This is a genomic window from Ruegeria sp. AM2 (assembly GCF_056540685.1).
Window position 1 is genome coordinate 438,472 of the sequence record NZ_JBQFXE010000001.1, and the last position, 19,747, is coordinate 458,218.

General features: G+C 56.8%; 21 protein-coding genes and 1 tRNA gene. 15 read left to right on the plus strand and 7 right to left on the minus strand.

Going from position 1 to position 19,747, the window contains the following annotated elements; translation table 11 throughout:
* Positions 1-11: 11 nt before the first annotated feature.
* The 4 genes from ACR0CR_RS02180 to ACR0CR_RS02195 are packed head-to-tail and all read left to right on the plus strand — an operon-like array spanning position 12 to position 3,799.
* The gene (locus ACR0CR_RS02180) at positions 12-926 is read left to right on the plus strand and encodes a carbohydrate ABC transporter permease (RefSeq protein WP_480596328.1); all 915 of its coding nucleotides are present in this window, start codon (positions 12-14) and stop codon (positions 924-926) included.
* A 10-nt stretch (positions 927-936) separates the two neighbouring features.
* Positions 937-1,776 carry a carbohydrate ABC transporter permease gene (locus ACR0CR_RS02185; RefSeq protein ID WP_170393445.1) on the plus strand — a complete coding sequence of 280 codons (840 nt, stop codon included), beginning with the start codon at positions 937-939 and terminating at the stop codon, positions 1,774-1,776.
* Complete coding sequence (locus tag ACR0CR_RS02190; RefSeq protein ID WP_480596330.1) at positions 1,773-2,807, plus strand: Gfo/Idh/MocA family protein; 1,035 nt, start codon at positions 1,773-1,775, stop codon at positions 2,805-2,807. Before ACR0CR_RS02185 ends, ACR0CR_RS02190 begins: the two co-directional genes overlap by 4 nt.
* Positions 2,804-3,799, plus strand: coding sequence for an ABC transporter ATP-binding protein (locus tag ACR0CR_RS02195; protein WP_480596332.1), 996 nt, complete (start codon positions 2,804-2,806; stop codon positions 3,797-3,799). The genes ACR0CR_RS02190 and ACR0CR_RS02195 overlap by 4 nt, the downstream gene beginning before the upstream one ends.
* 283 nt (positions 3,800-4,082) lie before the next feature.
* Here ACR0CR_RS02195 and ACR0CR_RS02200 read toward each other — a convergent pair whose 3' ends face one another.
* Entirely contained in the window at positions 4,083-4,769 is a 687-nt protein-coding gene (locus tag ACR0CR_RS02200) for a hypothetical protein (RefSeq protein ID WP_480596334.1), read from the minus strand.
* Between the two features lie 598 nt (positions 4,770-5,367).
* Here ACR0CR_RS02200 and ACR0CR_RS02205 point away from each other — a divergent pair.
* Positions 5,368-5,724 (plus strand): hypothetical protein, encoded by a 357-nt coding sequence (locus tag ACR0CR_RS02205; protein WP_480596336.1) that lies wholly within the window; start codon positions 5,368-5,370, stop codon positions 5,722-5,724.
* A gap of 56 nt (positions 5,725-5,780) precedes the next feature.
* On the opposite strand, the gene ACR0CR_RS02210 is transcribed toward ACR0CR_RS02205, so the two are convergent.
* From ACR0CR_RS02210 to ACR0CR_RS02220, 3 genes are all read right to left on the minus strand, one after another.
* Complete coding sequence (locus tag ACR0CR_RS02210) at positions 5,781-6,032, minus strand: hypothetical protein (RefSeq protein ID WP_480596338.1); 252 nt, start codon at positions 6,030-6,032, stop codon at positions 5,781-5,783.
* A gap of 44 nt (positions 6,033-6,076) precedes the next feature.
* Positions 6,077-7,360 carry a tyrosine-type recombinase/integrase gene (locus ACR0CR_RS02215; protein ID WP_480596340.1) on the minus strand — a complete coding sequence of 428 codons (1,284 nt, stop codon included), beginning with the start codon at positions 7,358-7,360 and terminating at the stop codon, positions 6,077-6,079.
* A gap of 44 nt (positions 7,361-7,404) precedes the next feature.
* A tRNA-Leu gene (locus ACR0CR_RS02220) sits at positions 7,405-7,491 on the minus strand.
* 139 nt (positions 7,492-7,630) lie between these two features.
* On the opposite strand from ACR0CR_RS02220, the gene ACR0CR_RS02225 reads away from it, so the two are divergent.
* Together ACR0CR_RS02225 and lipB are read left to right on the plus strand one after the other, a co-directional pair.
* A complete protein-coding gene (locus ACR0CR_RS02225) occupies positions 7,631-8,290 on the plus strand; it encodes a DsbA family oxidoreductase (protein ID WP_480596342.1) in 660 nt (219 codons plus the stop codon).
* Positions 8,291-8,329: 39 nt separating this feature from the next.
* The gene (lipB, locus tag ACR0CR_RS02230; RefSeq protein WP_480596344.1) at positions 8,330-8,989 is read left to right on the plus strand and encodes a lipoyl(octanoyl) transferase LipB; all 660 of its coding nucleotides are present in this window, start codon (positions 8,330-8,332) and stop codon (positions 8,987-8,989) included.
* Between the two features lie 327 nt (positions 8,990-9,316).
* Here lipB and ACR0CR_RS02235 read toward each other — a convergent pair whose 3' ends face one another.
* Positions 9,317-9,736, minus strand: a complete 420-nt coding sequence (locus tag ACR0CR_RS02235; protein ID WP_480596346.1) for an HIT family protein — start codon at positions 9,734-9,736, stop codon at positions 9,317-9,319.
* Between the two features lie 286 nt (positions 9,737-10,022).
* On the opposite strand from ACR0CR_RS02235, the gene ctaD reads away from it, so the two are divergent.
* From ctaD to ACR0CR_RS02250, 3 genes are all read left to right on the plus strand, one after another.
* The gene (gene ctaD / locus ACR0CR_RS02240; protein ID WP_480596348.1) at positions 10,023-11,681 is read left to right on the plus strand and encodes a cytochrome c oxidase subunit I; all 1,659 of its coding nucleotides are present in this window, start codon (positions 10,023-10,025) and stop codon (positions 11,679-11,681) included.
* 133 nt (positions 11,682-11,814) lie between these two features.
* Positions 11,815-12,414, plus strand: coding sequence for a DsbA family protein (locus tag ACR0CR_RS02245; protein ID WP_480596350.1), 600 nt, complete (start codon positions 11,815-11,817; stop codon positions 12,412-12,414).
* Between the two features lie 44 nt (positions 12,415-12,458).
* The gene (locus ACR0CR_RS02250; protein WP_480596352.1) at positions 12,459-12,953 is read left to right on the plus strand and encodes a DUF2244 domain-containing protein; all 495 of its coding nucleotides are present in this window, start codon (positions 12,459-12,461) and stop codon (positions 12,951-12,953) included.
* On the opposite strand, the gene ACR0CR_RS02255 is transcribed toward ACR0CR_RS02250, so the two are convergent.
* Positions 12,954-13,436: a GatB/YqeY domain-containing protein gene (locus ACR0CR_RS02255; RefSeq protein ID WP_480596354.1), complete on the minus strand. Its 483-nt coding sequence runs from the start codon at positions 13,434-13,436 to the stop codon at positions 12,954-12,956.
* A gap of 183 nt (positions 13,437-13,619) precedes the next feature.
* Between ACR0CR_RS02255 and carA the strand changes: the two genes are divergently transcribed.
* Together carA and ACR0CR_RS02265 are read left to right on the plus strand one after the other, a co-directional pair.
* Complete coding sequence (gene carA, locus ACR0CR_RS02260; protein WP_480596355.1) at positions 13,620-14,792, plus strand: glutamine-hydrolyzing carbamoyl-phosphate synthase small subunit; 1,173 nt, start codon at positions 13,620-13,622, stop codon at positions 14,790-14,792.
* A gap of 73 nt (positions 14,793-14,865) precedes the next feature.
* Positions 14,866-16,737, plus strand: coding sequence for a glycosyltransferase family 2 protein (locus tag ACR0CR_RS02265; protein ID WP_480596357.1), 1,872 nt, complete (start codon positions 14,866-14,868; stop codon positions 16,735-16,737).
* A 6-nt stretch (positions 16,738-16,743) separates the two neighbouring features.
* Here ACR0CR_RS02265 and ACR0CR_RS02270 read toward each other — a convergent pair whose 3' ends face one another.
* Positions 16,744-17,391, minus strand: a complete 648-nt coding sequence (locus ACR0CR_RS02270) for a GntR family transcriptional regulator (RefSeq protein ID WP_480596359.1) — start codon at positions 17,389-17,391, stop codon at positions 16,744-16,746.
* Positions 17,392-17,491: 100 nt separating this feature from the next.
* Here ACR0CR_RS02270 and ACR0CR_RS02275 point away from each other — a divergent pair, with 100 nt between their 5' ends.
* From ACR0CR_RS02275 to ACR0CR_RS02285, 3 genes are all read left to right on the plus strand, one after another.
* Entirely contained in the window at positions 17,492-18,136 is a 645-nt protein-coding gene (locus ACR0CR_RS02275) for a pyrimidine 5'-nucleotidase (RefSeq protein ID WP_480596360.1), read from the plus strand.
* Between the two features lie 87 nt (positions 18,137-18,223).
* Positions 18,224-18,472, plus strand: a complete 249-nt coding sequence (locus ACR0CR_RS02280; RefSeq protein ID WP_480596362.1) for a hypothetical protein — start codon at positions 18,224-18,226, stop codon at positions 18,470-18,472.
* A 76-nt stretch (positions 18,473-18,548) separates the two neighbouring features.
* Entirely contained in the window at positions 18,549-19,745 is a 1,197-nt protein-coding gene (locus ACR0CR_RS02285; protein ID WP_480596363.1) for a UbiH/UbiF family hydroxylase, read from the plus strand.
* Positions 19,746-19,747 lie beyond the last annotated feature (2 nt).

Consider the following 19,747-nt stretch of genomic DNA (forward strand, 5'->3'; position numbering starts at 1 on the left):
CGGAGACTCCCATGCAGACCCGCCGCATCCGCTGGCACATCGCCGTTTTCCTCGCCCCTGCGGTGCTGGTCTACACGGCGGTGATGATCTTCCCCTTGTTCAACACGCTGCGCCTCGCACTGTTCACCGAGGTTGATCAGACCCGCATTTATGTCGGTTTGCAAAATTTCCGCACGCTGTTCTTCGATCCGATCTGGTCCGAGCAGTTCTGGAACGCATTAGGCAACAACTTCTGGTTCTTCCTGATCCATATGCTGGTCCAGAACCCGATTGGCATCGCCTTGGCCGCATTGCTGTCGCATCCCCGCCTGCGGTTTGCTGCGCTCTATCGGTCTGCAATATTTATCCCGACAATCCTGAGCTTTGTGATCGTAGGCTTTGCATGGAAACTGATCCTGTCGCCATTGTGGGGCATCGCGCCGTCGATGCTGGACGCAGTCGGTCTGAAATTTCTGTTCGCGCCCTGGTTGGGCAAAGAAGAATACGCCCTCACAACGCTGGCACTTGTCTCGGTCTGGCAGTTTGTCGGCATCCCGATGATGCTGATCTATGCCGCCCTCTTGTCCATCCCCGAGGAAATTCTTGAAGCCGGAGAAATCGACGGCATCACCGGAGCCTCGGCCTTCTGGAAGATCAAGCTACCGTTGATCATTCCTTCGATCGGCATCATCTCGATCCTGACTTTTGTAGGAAATTTCAACGCGTTCGACTTGATCTACGTGTCCCAAGGCGCGCTGGCGGGGCCGGATTTCTCAACAGATATCCTCGGCACCTTCATGTACCGCACCTTCTTTGGCTTCCAATTGCAACTGGGCGACCCACATATGGGATCGGCCATCGCCGGGGCCATGTTCGCGATCATTCTCGTGGGGGTCTGCATCTACCTCTTCGGCATCCAGACCCGGATGCGCCGGTATCAACTGTGAGGATAGCCGGATGAACAAAGCACGCCATAACCCACTGAATACGGCCGCCATGCATGGGGCGCTGATCCTCTACACTTTGATCGCCCTCTTCCCGGTTTTTGTGATCATTATCAACAGTTTCAAAACCCGACGCTCGATTTTCCGAGAACCACTCGCCCTGCCCGATGCCGAAAGCTTCTCGCTCATCGGTTACCAGACGGTGATGAAGCAAGGGGATTTCTTCCTGTACTTCCAGAACTCACTGATCGTGACCGTGGTGTCGCTAGCCTTCGTCTTGCTGTTCGGCGCCATGGCCGCCTTTGCGCTGAGCGAATACAAGTTCAAGGGCAACACCCTGATGGGCCTCTATCTGGCGCTGGGGATCATGATCCCTATTCGCATCGGTACGGTTGCTATTCTGGAGATGATGGTCGCGACCGGACTGGTAAACACGCTCTGGGCGCTGATCCTTGTCTATACCGCTCAAGGTCTGCCGCTGGCTGTGTTCATCCTGTCCGAGTTCATGCGGCAGGTCTCGGACGATCTGAAAAACGCAGGTCGCGTCGACGGTCTGTCAGAATACACGATCTTCTTCCGACTGGTCCTACCGCTGGTTCGCCCCGCCATGGCGACCGTTGCGGTGTTTAACATGATCCCGATTTGGAATGATCTCTGGTTCCCGCTGATCCTGGCCCCCGCTGAGGAGACCAAGACCCTGACGCTGGGCAGCCAGGTCTTCATTGGTCAGTTCGTCACCGACTGGAACGCGGTTCTGTCGGCGCTGTCTATGGCGATCCTGCCGGTGCTGGTCCTCTACGTCATCTTCTCACGCCAACTGATCCGCGGCATCACGTCAGGAGCTGTCAAATGACCAAAGTTCTGATTGCTGGCCTCGGCAATATGGGCCTGAGCCACGCGCTCGCCCACCACCATCACCCGGATGCTGAAATCGTGGCGTTGGTGAACCGGTCCGGCCAAGTGGACCACCCTGATCTGTCAGGATATCCCACCTTTTCGGATTTTCACGCCGCTCTGGCCGAGACAAACCCCGATCTGGTGGTTGTCGCTACCTATTCCGACAGCCACGCCGATTTCGCCTGTGCGGCGATGGAGGCCGGGGCACATGTCTTTGTCGAAAAGCCACTGGCGACCACCGTGGCGGACGCCAAGCGTGTTGTCGAAAAGGCTGTTGAGACCAACCGCAAACTGGTCATTGGTTATATCCTTCGCCACCACCCCTCATGGATGCGCCTGATCGCCGAGGCGCGAGATCTAGGCGGGCCATATGTCTTTCGTCTAAACTTGAACCAACAGTCGTCGGGTGCTGAGTGGGAGACGCATAAAGCTTTGATGCAGACCACATCGCCCATCGTCGATTGCGGCGTTCATTACGTCGATGTGATGTGCCAGATCACCGAATCCGATCCCGTACGTGTGCACGGAATGGGCCTACGCCTGAGCGATGAGATCGACAAGGACATGTACAACTACGGCCAGTTTCAGGTGATCTTTGAGGATGGCTCAGTCGGCTGGTACGAGGCCGGTTGGGGGCCGATGATGTCGGAAACCGCGTTCTTCGTGAAAGACATCGTCTCGCCCAACGGATCGGTCTCGATCACTGACGGCAACAAGGGCGCGTCAGCCGATATCGACGGCCACACCAAGGTCGGCGGCATTCTGGTCCACCGCCCCGAGGGCGACCAGACGATCGACATGCCCGATGAACCCGGCCATCAGGAACTCTGCGATGCCGAGCAGGCCTACATGCTGCGGGCCATCGCCGAGGATATCGACCTGACCCGCCACATGAACGACGCTGTGCAATCGCTCGCCATCTGTCTGGCCGCCGATGAAAGCATCCGCACCGGCCAACCCATTTCGCTGAAAGAGGCAACGCAATGACCGCCCTGACGCTGACAAACGTGAACAAGTCCTTCGGAACCGTCGAAGTTCTCAAGGATATCAACATCGAAGTCGAAGACGGCGAGTTCGTTGTCTTCGTCGGCCCTTCGGGCTGTGGAAAATCCACCCTTCTGCGCGTCATCGCGGGGCTTGAGGATGTGACCTCGGGCGAGGTGCGCATCGGCGGCGAGGTGATGAACCTCACCCCACCCTCAAAACGTGGCATAGCGATGGTGTTCCAAAGCTATGCGCTCTACCCGCACCTGAATGTGCGAAAGAACATGTCGCTGGCGCTGAAGCAAGAAGGTCAGAGCAAGCAGGTCATCGAAGAGCGTGTTGCCAAGGCCAGCAAGATGCTGAACCTTGAACCCTATATCGACCGCTATCCCTCCGAACTATCCGGCGGTCAACGACAGCGCGTCGCCATCGGTCGCGCCATCGTGCGCGAGCCCAAGCTGTTCCTTTTTGACGAGCCGCTCTCAAACCTGGACGCCGCCCTGCGGATGAACACGCGGCTGGAGATCGCCAACCTGCACCAGCAACTCGATGCCTCGATGATTTACGTCACCCACGACCAGACCGAGGCGATGACTCTGGCCGACAAGATCGTCGTCCTGCGTGACGGGCGCGTTGAACAGGTCGGCAGCCCGATGGAGCTCTATAACAATCCCGCAAACCAGTTCGTCGCGGGTTTCCTCGGCGCGCCGTCAATGAATTTCTTTCCAGCCGACCTGATTGGGGAAAGCGCGGACACCACCTTGGGCATCCGTCCCGAAGACCTGCACCTGACCGACGATGGCCCATTGGCCGCGAACGTTACGCATGTCGAACATCTGGGCGGAGACACCAACGTCATCGCAATGATGAACAGCCACCAGATCACCGCACGCCTCTTTGGCCAGCACCAAGTTGCTGCCGGCGAACCAGTCCGGTTTGGCTACGCCCAGGACCGCACCTACCGTTTCGACCTGCAGGGCGCACGACTCAGCTGAGAGAAATCAGGCTGTTTCAGAGAATTTGGTGCGGTCGAGAAGACTCGAACTTCCACGGGTGTTACCCCACAGCGACCTCAAGTATACCGCGTGTAAACATTCCGTCTAACGCACTGTAAACTTGGTGTCTTTGACCGCGTGACCTTCTTAGGTTCTTCGCACAGTTGGTACTGCGAGTACGATTGTTACTGTAACGGAATCCGGGTGGTCAACCCGCCGTTGCCTGAGCGCTTCTCGTGAAGCTTTGCTACGTCTCCCTGCCGGGATGGTAGACAAGGGTAACTTAGCCACTCCCTGCCCCGTCTTTAAGGAACAACGAGTTTATCCGAACTTTACCGCTTTTGAGGCGTTGCAGGGCTTCTGGGATCACGGCGACACCGACAGATGCCAAGGCTTTGCGCCCTTCGCTATCCTCAGGGTACACAAAGGACTTCATTGCGACCCGCCAGAAGTTTTGAGACAGGTTCAAGTCGTTACGGACTTGAAGAGGATGATAGGGACCGGCTTGTTCACCCCGTTTGGTGGCCAGATAAGCATCATAGGCGTTCTTGGCCTCTAGGGCCTCTACCTGCGCTTCTCCGCGTGTGTTGAACACGTTCTCTCCAAACTCGGCAGCTGCGCCGAAGAGGCCGCGAGTTGCGGCCCCCGGTAGCTCGGAGATATGCTCCCAGAAACCGTGTGGTTGCTCTAGGGTTCTATAGTGTTCAGCGGCACCTTGACCCCACACATTGTCGAAGTCTTGGTGAATTGGGTCAGTATCGTCGGCCTCTTTGAGCGCGGCGATCATATCCTCATTCGGGCCACCTAGGATCATCTGGGTCAAATCCATGTTGTTCCCGGTAGCCGTGGTGATGTCAGCCTGGACCGTGAGATCGTCTTGGGCTTTGGCCCTGATTTTCTCAACTTGGTCGAAGGTGAACTGACCGTACCATTTATTAGCGCCCCTTCGAGCGCTGTTGTTATCGTTCATATATGAATTGTCCTTAGAAATTGGTCTTGAGAGCGACGCATCAATCTTGCGCCACTTTGAGTTTTCCCGGGGCCAGCAGAAGTGAGCCTGTGGTGAGGCACCTCCCGCCAGCGCAAGGAATAGCGCCGCCTCCCCCTGTGGGGCGGCACTAAGGAAATCTAATGTGTTGAGTTACGGTCTCTGGGATTTGGCCTCAGGCTTCTGTGTACTCCGTCGCAAGCCGCTATGAGGAAGCCCCCAAGCCACGATGGTTAGACACACGTCCCCCATTCAGTTCTACTCAGAGGTAGTGAGTTTACAGATCATCATTCACGCATCATCGGCTTACGCCTAGCTACCCCACCATGAGACTTAGAATTCTCGTGCCGCATATATCCCGTGCGACTGGTCAAGGGTGATGATCTTCATATTCAGTTATCAAAGAGCGCAGCCACGTTTTGTGACCGGTCAGCAGAACAGACTCGCACCACCAACTTACCCACATTTCTATCCGGTATCGGATGTAATGTAAATAGACTCTTTTCAAGACGTTGTAATTTTTATCTAATATGAATAGGTAAGTGTTATTACTCAGTCCCGTAACGAAAATAGGTCATTCATGCACAATGAAATACAACCCGGAATCGAGTTCCTTCGGCGCTTCGAACAATTTGATCTCAAAATGCAGATAAGCACTGCGTTAGCACTGCTGTACATAGCTAGGCATCAGGACAGACCACAGGGCGTAACCACTGCGGATATTCAAAATTGGCTGGGCTTTGGTTCAGCAGCAGCCAGCCGAAATGCCAACTACTGGGCAGATGGCACACCGGACATGCCGGGTTCAGGCCACAACTTAGTCAGCGTTCGCATCAGCCCAAACGACCGGCGCAAAAGAGAACTGAGGTTGACCCCTAAGGGAGAAAACTTCGTTTCAGATTTGGAAGCAATTCTCTCAGGCCCCAAAGGCAACTGAACACTTAGGGGCCAGCGAAGTGCCAGCCCCTTCAATATCGTTCTCACTACAGACCGTTAAACAGGCAGCGAATCCAACTCACCTTCTACAGGGTGCGATTCCCCTGAAAGCTCTTCGTAGGCACACAGCGCCATAACCAACTGCTTCCTGATGCTCTCTTTGTCATACTTCTTGGCAAAACCCATAACAGTTTCGGCTTCGACTTGGGCTACCATCATAGCGTTCCTCTCATCCAGCAACATCAGATAGAGCATCAAAATCCGCTCATGCATACTTTGGGTCGGTGTGAGCGTTCCTAGCATTCTCATGGTATTTTTCCTTCTCTACTCGTTAGGTTTCTTAGGGTTGGGTTTCAGTTTGCTTTCGGTCGAACCGAGGGTGACACAAGGCTTCCTCCTAGTTCTTCATAAAGCGCTTCAAAGGTTGATAGGATCACATCGCCCAACTCTGCCCTCTTGGCATAGACGCTGATACCAATGTCATCTTTGTTGGAGTGGCCGACAGCAAGATTTCGGGCTTCTCGGGCGACACCCGCGTTCACCAGAGCAGACACAGCCGTTCTTCTAAATGAGTGCATATCCCATTTGGAATTGTCGCCCTCAAGGTTCTTCCTCGCCTTCTCCAAGGCTTTCCCGAGGTAGTGGCTGGGTTGCTTATCGTATCCACCTAAGTTGATCCGAGGGAACAACCGGCCTTCATTCTCAGAACAAGACGGTTCAGCGATGGCCGCTTGTCTGATGGCCTCTCTGAGCAAAGCACAATCGGCATCACCAACGATCATGACAGTCCGCTTCCCTGCCTCGGTCTTGGCCTCCGGGATATTGATACAGATGTGGTCTCCTTTGTCCTCAATATCAGAGAGGTAGCGCCCACAGATTTCATTCAATCGGCATCCGGTGACCCAGAGTAACCTGACTGTGACAAACATCTCGAATTGGTATTTGAGAGCAGAGTTGTGAGCGATGTAGGTCAGAAGGCTCTCAGCTTCTTTTCGGGTTACTGGTCGCAGTTTCTTCTCTCTCGGGTCTGCCTTCTTTTTCTGTCCTGCGACGCGCCTCAAGAGCGAAGAGAAGGGATTACGAACATCGGGATCGACCAAGCCCCAATGATCCAAGACGCGCCAGTAAGAGGCGAGACAGCATTGATAAGACTGTAGGGATCGAGCCGAGAGAAGTTCGCCGGTTCGCTCAGACGGCGTGACTTTGAGATACTCCATGAAAGACAGAGCCAGCGCCCTGTTTATTTCAGTGACCTCGATGTTCCCCGCGTAAGCCTCGAAGCCCTCAAGGTGCTGCCGATACCTCGCTTTGGTGGACTCTTTGATCCCGTCCGCTTCCCTGAGCCAGCGATGCCCCGTGTCCCTGACGGTGGTCCCCTCTTGCGGGTCATGTCTAGCAACCTGTTTGACTATAGGTTCAGGCGTTGAGCCCTCTCCTATAGACGCCAGAATCTCGGGCAAGACCTCTTTTCGCCTGACCAAAGCCTCAGCTAAGTCCTGCGTTCCAAGACCCCGCACGATCTCTTTCTTACCGATGATAGCTTGGTATTCGTTGGGTACTGCGACTCTGACCGCGTATCCCTTGCCTCTCTTAAAGAGGCCCTTTGGCACCCGTACATCCATCTCAAAAGGCTCCATTTACCGTTACATTCGGCGAAGAAACCTGTTGAAAATCAATCATTTGGTGCGGTCGAGAAGACTCGAACTTCCACGGGTGTTACCCCACAGCGACCTCAACGCTGCGCGTCTACCAATTCCGCCACGACCGCACTGCCAGTGACTTGGTAAAGGCGCGTATAGACGTTGAATTGGGGGATGTGAAGAGGCAAAAACACGACTGTTTGAATTCCCGCGGAGCATTCATATGTACAAACCCGAAGCACGCGACATCTCATGCAGGAGCAACACATGACATCTTCCGATTCCCGCCCAAATGTTCAGATTGATGTCGTATCGGACGTCGTTTGCCCCTGGTGCATTGTCGGCTTTCGCCAGCTTGACGCTGCGCTGAAACAAGAAGGCGTTGCAGCCAACCTACGATGGCACCCGTTTGAGCTGAACCCGACGATGGTTGCGGAGGGTCAGAACCTGCGCGAGCACATCACGCAGAAGTACGGCTCGAGCGAGGAACAAAGCCAACAGGCCCGCTTGCGCTTGACTGAATTGGGAAAAGAACTGGGGTTTACTTTCAATTTCGACGATGACAGCAGGATCTACAACACCTTCGCGGCGCATCAATTGCTCGATTGGGCCGAGGGTCAAGATCGTCAGCATCCCCTAAAATTGGCGTTGTTTGATGCTTATTTCACCCAACAAAAGGATGTGTCCGACGTCGGCGTCCTGATTGACGTCGTCCAGGATGCGGGGCTCAATCCTTACGAGGCAAGGCAAGCACTTGATTCAGGCGCCCATGTCGCGCCGGTGCGAGAGAAACAGCAATTCTGGACCAGTCGCGGGATTTCAGGCGTACCATCGATGGTGTTTGGTGGGAAATACCTGGTTACAGGGGCACAAGGTACGGATACCTATGCGCAAATCCTGCAGCGCTGCCGAAGCGAAGCGGCCTGACCCCTTCCATCGCCCAAGCAGACGGTTTATGGACCCGCCATGGAATGGAAGACGACAGACGGGCTGACCGATTACGATAAGGCCGTGGCCTTTATGGAAGATCGCGTTGCCAAGATTGCAGCCGGCGAGGCTGATGAATGCATCTGGCTTTTACAGCACCCGCCGCTTTACACGGCGGGTACATCGGCTCAGTCGTCTGACCTGAAAGACCCCCACCGGTTTCCGGTTCATGAAACCAAACGGGGCGGAGAATACACCTATCACGGCCCCGGACAGCGCGTCGTCTACGTCATGCTGGATCTGAGAAAACGCGGTCAGGATGTTCGACGGTTCGTTCAGCAGCTTGAGGCATGGATCATCGCTGCGCTGGCCGAGTTCAACGTGACCGGTGAAATTCGCGCTGGACGAGTCGGCGTTTGGGTGCAGCGCAACGACAAGCCTCTGACCGCCTTGGGCGAGCCTACAGAGGACAAAATCGCGGCCATTGGCGTCAGGCTGCGCAAATGGATCACGTTTCATGGCGTTTCGATCAACGTCGAACCCAATCTTGAACATTTTTCGGGGATTGTTCCTTGTGGCATTCAAGAGTACGGCGTCACTTCTCTGGTCGATCTGGGGTTACCAGTTGTGATGGACGACGTGGATGTTGCTCTGCGTCGGACATTCGAGCCTGTTTTTGATGCTGAAGCCGTCGGGTGATCACAACCACCCGAATCGGGTCCTTTCTGCGGGCGGCACAACAATCGCTTGGAATAGTCGGCTTCTGTTTCTCGATCCTTTAGAAAATCCCGTCAAAATTGACTTTAACGGACAAGGATTCATGGGTTATTCATTTTCCCCCAATACAAACGCCCTGCAACCACGTATTATGTAATCGCCGTTCATGAGTGAGTGGTGCGTTAACCGGTGATCCCGGGCTTCGGCCCGCGAGACCCGCCAAGTGTTTGGGTACGAGTCTGCCGTTCCGACCCCATATCGGAACGGCATTTCTCGTTTCTGGCCATGCCAAATCTGTAGATCGATCCCCTAAGCCAGAACACCACGGATTTTTTCCGCATGCTGTGCGATCAGGTCGAAATCGCCCATTTTGCCGGGTGCACGGACCGAAACACCTTCGTGCCGCGGCAGGACATGAAAGTGCAGGTGAAACACTTCCTGCCCCCCTGCGGCCTCGTTGAACTGCTGGATCGTCACTCCGTCGGCATCAAATGCCTGCACGACCGCCTTGCTGAGTTTCTGAACCGTCGCCATCACGGCGTTCAACTGTTCAGGCGAGGCGTCCAACAGATTGCGGCAGGGTGTTTTTGGAATGACCAGCAAATGACCATCCGCGCGAGGCATGATGTCCATGAAGGCCACTGTTTTATCATCCTCGTACACGCGGTTCGAAGGGATTTCGTCGCGCAGGATCTTCGCAAAGATGTTATCAGGATCATAGGCGGGCATCAGGGGTCTCCGGTTCATGAGGTGCCTTATGTTCTGAGGCCCGACACAGAAAGGGTCAAGTCGCGAGTTTGGCGCAAGCGGGACAACTTGAATGGCCCAAATCGATGCCTAAATAACGCGCAGTCTTTCCGGAATCGCGCGAGGCACAGCTTGCCCCGCGACAATTAATCTTGATCCAGATCAAACTCGACCATTGAAGGTCGCCCCTACGCATTCTAAAACCAGCAGGAATCCCGCGCGCCGGAGAGGTCCGGCTGCGCGGTTGAATTGCAACAGGAGGCACCTAATGGCAGACGCAGCCATTCATGGTCATGATCATGAAGACCAGCGTGGGTTCTTTACCCGCTGGTTCATGTCGACCAACCACAAGGACATCGGGGTTCTTTACCTGATCTTCTCGGCGCTGGCCGGGTTCATCTCGGTGGCGATGACCGTCTATATGCGGCTTGAGCTGATGCACCCCGGTGTTCAGTACATGTGCCTCGAAGGGTTCATGGCCGATCCTTGCACCCCGAACGGGCACCTGTGGAACGTGATGATTACTTATCACGGTGTTCTGATGATGTTCTTCGTCGTCATTCCCGCCCTGTTCGGCGGTTTTGGCAACTATTTCATGCCGTTGCAGATTGGCGCGCCGGACATGGCGTTCCCGCGGATGAACAACCTGTCGCTTTGGCTGTATGTGGCCGGAACTTCGCTGGGTGTGGCTTCGCTGCTCAGCCCCGGTGGTAATGACCAGCTTGGGTCGGGTGTTGGTTGGGTTCTCTATCCACCGCTGTCCACGACCGAGGGCGGCATGTCCATGGACCTTGCGATCTTTGCCGTGCACGTATCGGGCGCCTCCTCGATCCTCGGTGCGATCAACATGATCACAACGTTCCTGAACATGCGTGCGCCGGGCATGACCTTGTTCAAGGTCCCGCTATTCAGCTGGTCAATCTTCATAACCTCTTGGCTGATTCTGCTGTCGCTGCCGGTTCTGGCGGGCGCGATCACCATGCTGCTGATGGACCGCAACTTTGGTTTTACCTTCTTTGATCCAGCCGGTGGTGGAGATCCGATCCTGTATCAACACATCCTTTGGTTCTTCGGACACCCGGAAGTGTACATCGTGATCCTGCCCGGTTTTGGCATCATCAGCCATGTGATCGCCACCTTCTCGCGCAAGCCGATCTTCGGTTACCTGCCGATGGTTTGGGCGCTGATTGCCATTGGCGTGCTGGGCTTTGTCGTATGGGCACACCATATGTACACGGTTGGCATGTCGCTGCGTCAGCAAGCCTATTTCATGCTGGCCACGATGGTCATCGCGGTTCCGACTGGTGTTAAGGTCTTCTCGTGGATTGCGACCATGTGGGGCGGCTCGATCGAGTTCAAGACACCGATGCTGTTCGCCTTCGGCTTCCTGTTCCTGTTCACCGTTGGTGGTGTGACCGGTGTGGTTCTGTCGCAGGCCGGGATCGACCGGGCCTATCACGACACCTACTACGTTGTGGCACACTTCCACTACGTGATGAGCTTGGGTGCCGTCTTCGCGATCTTTGCTGGCGTCTACTTCTACTTCTCGAAGATGACAGGCCGTCAGTATTCCGAGTTCTGGGGCAAGGTGCACTTCTGGATGTTTTTCATCGGTGCCAACCTGACCTTCTTCCCGCAGCACTTCCTGGGCCGTCAGGGCATGCCGCGCCGTTACATCGACTATCCCGAAGCGTTCGCTCAGTGGAACTTTGTCTCGTCGATTGGTGCGTTTGTCTCGTTCGCCTCGTTCCTGCTGTTCTTCGGCATCGTGATCTACGCCCTGCTGCGCGGCGCGAAAGAGACCCGTCCGAACCCGTGGAACGAATACGCGGACACGCTGGAATGGACCCTGCCCTCGCCGCCGCCCGAGCATACGTTCGAGCAGCTGCCTAAGCAGGAGGACTGGGATAAGGGCCACGCGCACTGATCCTGAAAGTTACTCAAAGAAACCCCGCCCATTCGGCGGGGTTTTTTTCTTGGTCCGCCCCCGGCAGTCGCCATACGGCCAAAAATCCGCTATCCTGAGGCCCGAGATACGTCCGGCAACCCGGAGGATTCTGATGCCCGAGATTGACTTCTGGTATTCCATTGGCAGCACGTACAGCTTCCTGACGATCACGCGATTGGACGGCTGGTGCGCCGAACATGACGTCTCGGTAAAATGGCGTCCGTTCAATGTGCGCACTGTCATGTCCGCCCAACAGAATATCCCTTTTGCGGGCAAGCCCGAGAAGTCAGCCTACATGTGGCGCGATATCGAACGACGCGCCGCCAAGTATCGCATCCATGCGAACCTTCCCGCGCCTTACCCAATCTCGGATCTGGCGCTTGCCAATCAAGTTGCTTTGCTGGGGATGCGCGAAGACTGGGGTAAGGAATTCACGAAATCTCTCTATCGCATCTGGTTCGAAGACAGTGTCGAAGCAGGGTCGGAGTCCGCAATCTCCGAGGCCCTATTGCGCTGCCAACAAGACCCGCGCCTAACGCTCGGTCGTGCACAACAACCGGATGCGGTTCAGGCTCTCGAGACTGAAACGGAAAACGCCATCGCACTTGGCGTGTTTGGTGCCCCCAGCTTTGTCGTGCGTGATGAGGTCTTTTGGGGCGATGACCGGTTGGATGACGCCCTGTCCTGGTCTCGCGTGGGCCACGTGGTTTGAAAAATCGCTTTCGACTCGGCGGTGGATGACGCTAGTTCTTAGCCATGCCCTATCGTTGGAAACAGACCTCGGACACAGTTCAGGAATTGCGCCTCTGGCCTCATAACTCATTGCCGCCGCGTGGCGCGATGGGGGTTGTTCTGGCGGTCTTCCTGTTCGGGCTCATTCCACTGTTTGCGGTGCTGGGTTCGGTGTTGCTGTGGGGCCTTTTACCCTTCCTGCTTCTTACCGTGTCGGGCCTGTGGCTGGCATTCGAGATGAACTATCGCGCGCGTAGCGTGTTCGAGGTTCTGACGCTGGACAAAACTCAGGCGCGTCTTGTTCATCACCATCCGCGGAAAGGGGATCAGGAATGGTCCTGCAACCGCCATTGGGCCCGTCCCGAGATGCACGCGAACGGCGGGCCGGTGCCCCATTACGTTACATTGATCGGAGACGGGCGAGAGGTCGAAATCGGCGCGTTCCTGTCCGAGGACGAACGGATCGCGCTGTTCGATGATCTCAGCCAAAAGCTGCGCGACCAGGCCGCGCAGTATTGATCATGCGCCGTTGGACCCCGCGCAAAGGTGATCCTTGACCATCGGGCCCACCTTGCCGAAGTCCATCTGGCCGGTGTAGCGCGTCTTCAACTCGCCCATTACCTTGCCCATGTCCCGGATCGAACCCGCGCCCGTGGCGGTGATTGCCGTTTGGATGGCCTTGCTAACCTCGTCATCATCCAACTGCTTGGGTAGAAATTCCTCAATGACTTCAACCTCGCGCAGTTCGCGTTCGGCCAAATCCAGCCGCCCACCCTCTTCATAGGCGCGGGCGCTTTCCTTGCGTTGCTTGGTCATTTTCCCAAGAATTTCAAGAACCTCGGAATCTCCGCAGCCCTTGGCTTCTTCATTGTCGGAAGCGCGCGAGGCTATGTCCCGATCCTTGATTGCTGCGTTGATCAGGCGCAGCGTCGACAGACGCTCGGCCTGTTTGTCTTTCATTGCTTGCTTCAGGGCAGAGTTCACCCGTGATCGCATATCCATATGGTTTGTCCATCCCCATGACAACGGAACCCCGACCATATCGAAACAAAATGCGGGGCACAACAGGGGTCAATTATCAGTAAGCTGTTGATTTTCCACAATAGCCCAAAATTTGAACAGGCTTGACCCAAGCGTCCAACCCCCTTAGGTATGCGCCGGTTTACCTTGCAGGAGAGTCGCGCCATGGCCCAGAACGCCCCGTCCAAGCCCACCGCATGTCTGGCTTTGGCCGATGGAACCCTGTTCTACGGCATAGGGTTCGGCGCCACTGGCCAAACCGTGGCCGAGCTGTGTTTCAACACCGCAATGACAGGGTATCAAGAGATCATGACAGACCCTTCTTATGCGGGTCAGATCGTGACCTTTACGTTCCCTCACATCGGCAATGTCGGTGTAAACCCCGAGGATGACGAAACCGCTGATCCTGTCGCAGCCGGAATGGTTGTCAAATGGGATCCGACGGAACCGTCCAATTGGCGCGCCTCCGAAGAGTTGAAGACCTGGCTGGAACGGCGGGGACGCATCGCCATCGGTGGCGTTGACACCCGCCGTCTGACGCGCGCCATTCGTCAGCAAGGCGCACCGCACGTCGCCCTCGCGCATAACCCGGACGGTAAATTCGATATCGAGGCCCTGATCGCAGCCGCGCGCGGTTTTGCCGGGCTTGAGGGCATGGACCTGGCAAAGGATGTCACCTGCGCGCAAAGTTACCGCTGGGACGAAATGCGTTGGGCCTGGCCTGATGGCTACACTCGGCAGGAAGAGCCGGTCCACAAGGTTGTCGCGTTGGATTTCGGTGCGAAAAGGAACATTCTCCGCTGCCTCGCATCTGCGGGGTGCGATGTGACCGTGCTGCCCGCAACCGCAACCGTAGCCGAAGTCTTGGCCCACGATCCGGACGGCGTCTTTCTGTCAAACGGCCCCGGCGACCCGGCCGCCACCGGCGAATATGCCGTGCCGATGATTAAGGAAGTGCTTGAGACCACCGACCTGCCCGTCTTTGGTATCTGTCTCGGGCATCAGATGTTGGCCCTGGCTCTGGGCGGCCAGACCGTCAAAATGAACCACGGCCACCACGGCGCGAACCATCCGGTCAAAGACTTGGAAACCGGTAAGGTTGAAATCACGTCTATGAACCACGGCTTTGCCGTTGATGCGCAATCGCTACCAGACGGCGTTCTTGAGACCCATCGGTCATTGTTCGACGGATCGAATTGCGGCATCCGGATGAAGGACCGTCCGGTTTATTCGGTTCAATATCACCCCGAAGCTTCACCCGGACCACAGGACAGCTTCTATCTGTTCGAACGGTTCGCAGCGGCAATGGCCGGGCGCAAAGAACGGGCTTTGACCTAAGTTAATCAGCGTTAACTGGGCGTTAACTATAATTGAGCAAACCTGCCGACCGTTAACGGAGGCAGGTTTGCGAATGGCCGATCTAACGACACAGCGTGTGGTGCCGGATGAAATCCCCATCGCTTCGGCGCCACGCAAGCCGCTTGGCACCTGCCTGCTGGACCGGGGCTCGATCACGTCCGACCAATTGGAACATGCGCTGGCCTTGCAGGCCGGACAGAATGCGCCGCTGGGTGAGATTCTGGTCGGCGAAGGCTGGACAAACCGACAAACCGTCGTGGATGCGCTTGCGGATCAAAGCGGCTTGCAAGTCGCAGATTTTGAACGGACACCGCCAACCGCCGAGCTCTGTGCGATCAGGCAGGTCGAGTTCTGGTTGAAGCACAACGTTGTTCCCTGGATGCAGATTGGTCCCATCTTGCTGGTGGCCACCTCGCGACCCGACAGGTTCTCGGATGTTGTTGATGCGATGAAAGGCAACGGCCTGACTGTTGTGCCGGTGCTGGCCAGTGCCGAACAGATCGATACCGCAATTGCCCGCTGTCACGCCATTCCCCTGGCAAAAGCCGCCCAAGAACGCGTCGATGCGGACCAAAGTTGCCGAAACTGGACCGCGCGGCCCAGATCAACGGCCGTCGCGGTGGCAATCACGTTTTGCGCCTTGTTCGCCGCGCTCCCTTTGGTCGGGCTGAACCTTCTGCTATGGGTCACAATCGCGACCCTTGCGCTGTTCTTGATCCTTCGTCTGGCCGGACTTTTGGCATATGTCGCGCCACGCCGGGCCCAATCCGAACCTACAGACAACAGCTTTTCAAAACTGCCCTGCGTGTCAATTCTCGTTCCGTTGTACAAAGAACGAGAAATTGCAGACGCGTTGATCGCTCGGCTTCAAAGGCTGACCTATCCAAAGACACTACTGGATGTGATCTTGGTTCTTGAGGAGCAGGACGAGGTGACCAAGGCCGCGCTTACCGATCTGGAACTACCCAGTTGGATACGCGCACTTGAGGTGCCAAAACTGGGCAACCTGACGACGAAACCACGCGCGATGAACTACGCTCTGGACTTCTGCCGCGGCGAAATCCTTGGCGTCTGGGATGCCGAAGACGCGCCGGTGCCTGATCAAATAGAAACGGTCGCAAGACATTTTGCGCAGGCGCCCGAAGATGTCGTGTGTCTACAGGGTATGCTGGATTACTATAATCCGCGAACCAACTGGCGATCTCGCTGTTTTACAATCGAGTATAACGGCTGGTTCCGGGTCATCCTCAAAGGCATTGCGCGGCTGGGTTTGGTTGTTCCGTTGGGGGGCACGACGTTTTTTTTCCGCCGCGACAAGCTGTTGGAGTTGGGGGGCTGGGACGCGCACAACGTGACCGAAGACGCAGATTTGGGCATCCGCCTGTGCCGCGCTGGTTACAGGACCGAGATCGTGAACACTGCGACCTACGAAGAGGCTAATTTTCGCGCCTGGCCCTGGGTGAAACAACGCTCGCGCTGGCTAAAGGGATTTATGGTTACCTATCTGGTCCATATGCGCCGCCCGAAGCGGTTGCTGAAAGAATTGGGACTCTTAAGGTTCTTGGGCGTTCAGGCGTTTTTTCTGGGGACGCTCGGACAATTCCTGTTGGCTCCGGTCTTATGGGTATTCTGGCTGATTTTCTTCGGACTGCCCCACCCGTTCGAAAGCATCATAACGCCGGAAATTCTGACGGGATGCGTCTATCTGTTCCTGGCCGCCGAGGCTGCCAATTTCATCGTTGGCTCATTGGGTGTAATCGCCGCGAAAAAGCGCTTTCTCCTGCCCTGGGTGCCAACGATGATCTTCTATTACCCACTGGGCGTTTTAGCCGCTTACAAAGGACTTTGGGAACTGGTCGTAAACCCATTCTTCTGGGATAAAACGCAACACGGCCACGCCGGAGAAGAGGCAACCGTCGCCTAAGGCGGCCTACTTTTCGCGCCGGACCGCATCCTGCTTGAGACGGGTCATGAACGCGACCGAGATATGATCCTGCAGCGCCCGCGCGGCAGCATCCTCGTCGCGGGCGGCGATTGCATCGACAATGGCCTGGTGTTCACTTTGGGCGATTTCTCCGCGCCCCTGCACCGCCAGAGATGTGGTCGCCATCAGCGCCATGGTCCTATGAACCAGGTCCAGTTGCTGCACCAGATACCGATTGTGGGACGCCAGATGAATTTGTTCGTGAAAGCGCCGGTTGGCGCGCGACAAAGCGGTCGGGTCGTTCACCAGCTGATCGTCAGCTGCCACCATGTCCTGCAGCACCTTGATCTCTTCTTCGGTGGCGTGTTTCGCCGCCAGTCGCGCCGCCAAACCCTCTAGCTCGCGCCGCACCACGTAAAGCTCGGCCATCTGGTTGTGGTCAAGCGATGCCACGATCAGCGAGCGCCCATCCCGCTCAAGCAAAGACTGTGTTTCCAGCCGCTGCAACGCTTCGCGGATCGGCGTGCGCGACACACCGAACCGTTCGGCCAATTCGCTTTCAACAAGCCGATCACCCGGTCGGTAGACGCCCACGTCAATCGCTTCGAGAATAAGGCTGTATGCGTCTTTGGTGGGGTGTTTCGATTGCGGCATCGGCTTTTGTGTCTCCTCGTTCGGATATGTCTATCCGTCACTTGGCACATCGATCAAGTACCGCATTGAAAAGCGGTGCTGCGCAGCCTAAACCGAGACCATGGTCAAACCTGCCTTTTCTCATGTCACCCAATGGGTGTTCGACCTCGACAACACCTTGTACCCGCCCCATATGCGCCTATTCGATCAGATCGAGGTGCTGATGACCGACTACGTGGTGCAGGCCATCGGTGTGGATCGGACCGAGGCGGACAGGCTGCGATCCCACTACTGGCGCGAATATGGTACCACACTGGCCGGTCTGATGGCCGAGCATGACCTTGATCCCGACCCCTATCTGCACGCCGTCCATCAGGTCGACATGAGCCACATGGACCCGGATGCCGAACTGGCCGATCACATACGGTCTCTGCCCGGCCGCCGGATCGTCTATACCAACGGCAGCGCACCTTATGCGGAACGTGTACTTGCGGCCCGTGGCCTGAGCGGTTTGTTCGATGCGATCTACGGGATCGAACATGCAGGCTATCGCCCCAAGCCTCAAAAGGCGGCGTTCGAGGCGATCTTTGCGCAGGACGGCATAGACGCCGCAAAGGCCGCAATGTTTGAGGACGATCCCCGCAATCTGGCTGCCCCGCACGAGATGGGAATGCGCACCGTGCACGTCGCGCCCGACCCGCACGAGGCGGATCATATTCACCATCATACAGATGACCTGACGTTCTTTCTGTCGCGCCTGCGATAGGCTGTCACACTGTGACGTTCTGCGCATTTTGCAGGTGCAGCATCGTCCCTATATGCGCCTCAGCGACGAACAGAATCGGAGACACCCATGAGCGCGATCGAAGCCCCTCAGCAGCTGCCCATCTGGCAGCGCCTGTTGTTTGCAATCCCCCTGTTTGGCTGGATGGCGAAAGACGCCGCCCATGGCGAGGCCGAGGATTGGGGCTATACCGCTATTGCCGTAATCAGCATGTGGGGTTGTTCCGCTTTGCTGTTCGGCCTGCCCGGTCTCTACATCCCTGCCGTGATGATGGTGCCGGTGATGTTCCTGATCCTCATCCTGATCTCCCGGGGGTAAAGCACGGGACAGGATGTCACTTGGCACCCGGCGTGGAACCGCACTAGGTTCTGCGCCAACAACGGAGGCCAAGGCTATGAAAGACAGCTGTGACATCCTGATTTCCGGTGGCGGTATCGCCGGACTGACCGCTGCGGCCGCCTTCGGAGCCGCCGGGTTCGACGTGATCTGTGTCGACCCAACTCCGCCAATTACTGAACGTGACGTGGACGGGTCCGACATGCGCACCACTGCGTTTCTGCAACCCGCGCATGGGCTTCTGGACCAGTGCGGATTGTGGGCAAAGCTGGACGCACATGCCGCGCCCTTGCAGATCATGCGCATCGTGGACGCGGGTGGAGACATCCCCGAACCCCGCGTGGTGCGCGATTTCAACGCCGCTGATATCTCGGACCAGCCCTTTGGTTGGAACCTGCCCAACTGGCTGCTGCGGCGTGAAATGGTGGCCCGTCTGGCCGAGCTGCCCAGTGTCGACTTCCGCCCCGGCACCGGCACGGTCAGCCTGTTTACACGTACCGCCGAGGCCCGTGTTGGACTGACTGACGGCTCCCGCATCCGCTGCAAGCTGGTGGTCGCCGCGGACGGGCGCAGCTCACCCATGCGCGAGGCCGCCGGGATCAGCGTGCACACCACGCGCTACGGTCAGAAAGCGCTGGCTTTTGCCGTGACGCATCCCATTCCACACGAGAATGTATCGACTGAGATTCACCGGTCGGGCGGGCCGTTCACACTGGTGCCCCTGCCCGACTGGCAGGGGCAACCCTCATCCGCGATTGTTTGGATGGAGCGGGGACCGCGCGCCGTTGAACTGCTGAACACCGCAGCAGAGGCGTTTGAAGATGCCATGACCGAACGGTCCTGCGGGTTGTTCGGGCCGTTGAAGTTGGCCTCGCGCCGCACGATCTGGCCGATCATCAGCCAATCGGCAGAACGGTTGTCAGGCGAACGGATCGCGCTGATGGCCGAGGCCGCCCATGTCGTGCCTCCCATCGGCGCGCAGGGGTTGAACATGTCATTGGGCGATCTGCGAACTCTGCTGGAACTTGCGCAGGCGCGGCCTGAGGGGCTGGGCGACGCACAGATGCTGGATGCCTATCACAAAGCCCGCCACACCGAGATCGAACTGCGCGTCAAAGGTATCGACTTGCTTAACCGCGCCTCAATGATCGAAGCGCGGCCTTTGCGCGATGCACGAGCGATGGGTCTGAACGCGCTCTACTCTTTGGCACCGGTACGCAAAACGCTGATGCAGATGGGCCTCGGCGTGCGCTGACG

Bases quoted from the DNA above. Each gene is read 5' to 3' on its own strand.
- ACR0CR_RS02180 (WP_480596328.1), top strand. From the start codon at position 12: ATGCAGACCCGCCGCATCCGCTGGCACATCGCCGTTTTCCTCGCCCCT.
- ACR0CR_RS02185 (WP_170393445.1), top strand. From the start codon at position 937: ATGAACAAAGCACGCCATAACCCACTGAATACGGCCGCCATGCATGGG.
- ACR0CR_RS02190 (WP_480596330.1), top strand. From the start codon at position 1,773: ATGACCAAAGTTCTGATTGCTGGCCTCGGCAATATGGGCCTGAGCCAC.
- ACR0CR_RS02195 (WP_480596332.1), top strand. From the start codon at position 2,804: ATGACCGCCCTGACGCTGACAAACGTGAACAAGTCCTTCGGAACCGTC.
- ACR0CR_RS02200 (WP_480596334.1), bottom strand. From the start codon at position 4,769: ATGAACGATAACAACAGCGCTCGAAGGGGCGCTAATAAATGGTACGGT.
- ACR0CR_RS02205 (WP_480596336.1), top strand. From the start codon at position 5,368: ATGCACAATGAAATACAACCCGGAATCGAGTTCCTTCGGCGCTTCGAA.
- ACR0CR_RS02210 (WP_480596338.1), bottom strand. From the start codon at position 6,032: ATGAGAATGCTAGGAACGCTCACACCGACCCAAAGTATGCATGAGCGG.
- ACR0CR_RS02215 (WP_480596340.1), bottom strand. From the start codon at position 7,360: ATGGAGCCTTTTGAGATGGATGTACGGGTGCCAAAGGGCCTCTTTAAG.
- ACR0CR_RS02225 (WP_480596342.1), top strand. From the start codon at position 7,631: ATGACATCTTCCGATTCCCGCCCAAATGTTCAGATTGATGTCGTATCG.
- lipB (WP_480596344.1), top strand. From the start codon at position 8,330: ATGGAATGGAAGACGACAGACGGGCTGACCGATTACGATAAGGCCGTG.
- ACR0CR_RS02235 (WP_480596346.1), bottom strand. From the start codon at position 9,736: ATGCCCGCCTATGATCCTGATAACATCTTTGCGAAGATCCTGCGCGAC.
- ctaD (WP_480596348.1), top strand. From the start codon at position 10,023: ATGGCAGACGCAGCCATTCATGGTCATGATCATGAAGACCAGCGTGGG.
- ACR0CR_RS02245 (WP_480596350.1), top strand. From the start codon at position 11,815: ATGCCCGAGATTGACTTCTGGTATTCCATTGGCAGCACGTACAGCTTC.
- ACR0CR_RS02250 (WP_480596352.1), top strand. From the start codon at position 12,459: ATGCCCTATCGTTGGAAACAGACCTCGGACACAGTTCAGGAATTGCGC.
- ACR0CR_RS02255 (WP_480596354.1), bottom strand. From the start codon at position 13,436: ATGGATATGCGATCACGGGTGAACTCTGCCCTGAAGCAAGCAATGAAA.
- carA (WP_480596355.1), top strand. From the start codon at position 13,620: ATGGCCCAGAACGCCCCGTCCAAGCCCACCGCATGTCTGGCTTTGGCC.
- ACR0CR_RS02265 (WP_480596357.1), top strand. From the start codon at position 14,866: ATGGCCGATCTAACGACACAGCGTGTGGTGCCGGATGAAATCCCCATC.
- ACR0CR_RS02270 (WP_480596359.1), bottom strand. From the start codon at position 17,391: ATGCCGCAATCGAAACACCCCACCAAAGACGCATACAGCCTTATTCTC.
- ACR0CR_RS02275 (WP_480596360.1), top strand. From the start codon at position 17,492: ATGGTCAAACCTGCCTTTTCTCATGTCACCCAATGGGTGTTCGACCTC.
- ACR0CR_RS02280 (WP_480596362.1), top strand. From the start codon at position 18,224: ATGAGCGCGATCGAAGCCCCTCAGCAGCTGCCCATCTGGCAGCGCCTG.
- ACR0CR_RS02285 (WP_480596363.1), top strand. From the start codon at position 18,549: ATGAAAGACAGCTGTGACATCCTGATTTCCGGTGGCGGTATCGCCGGA.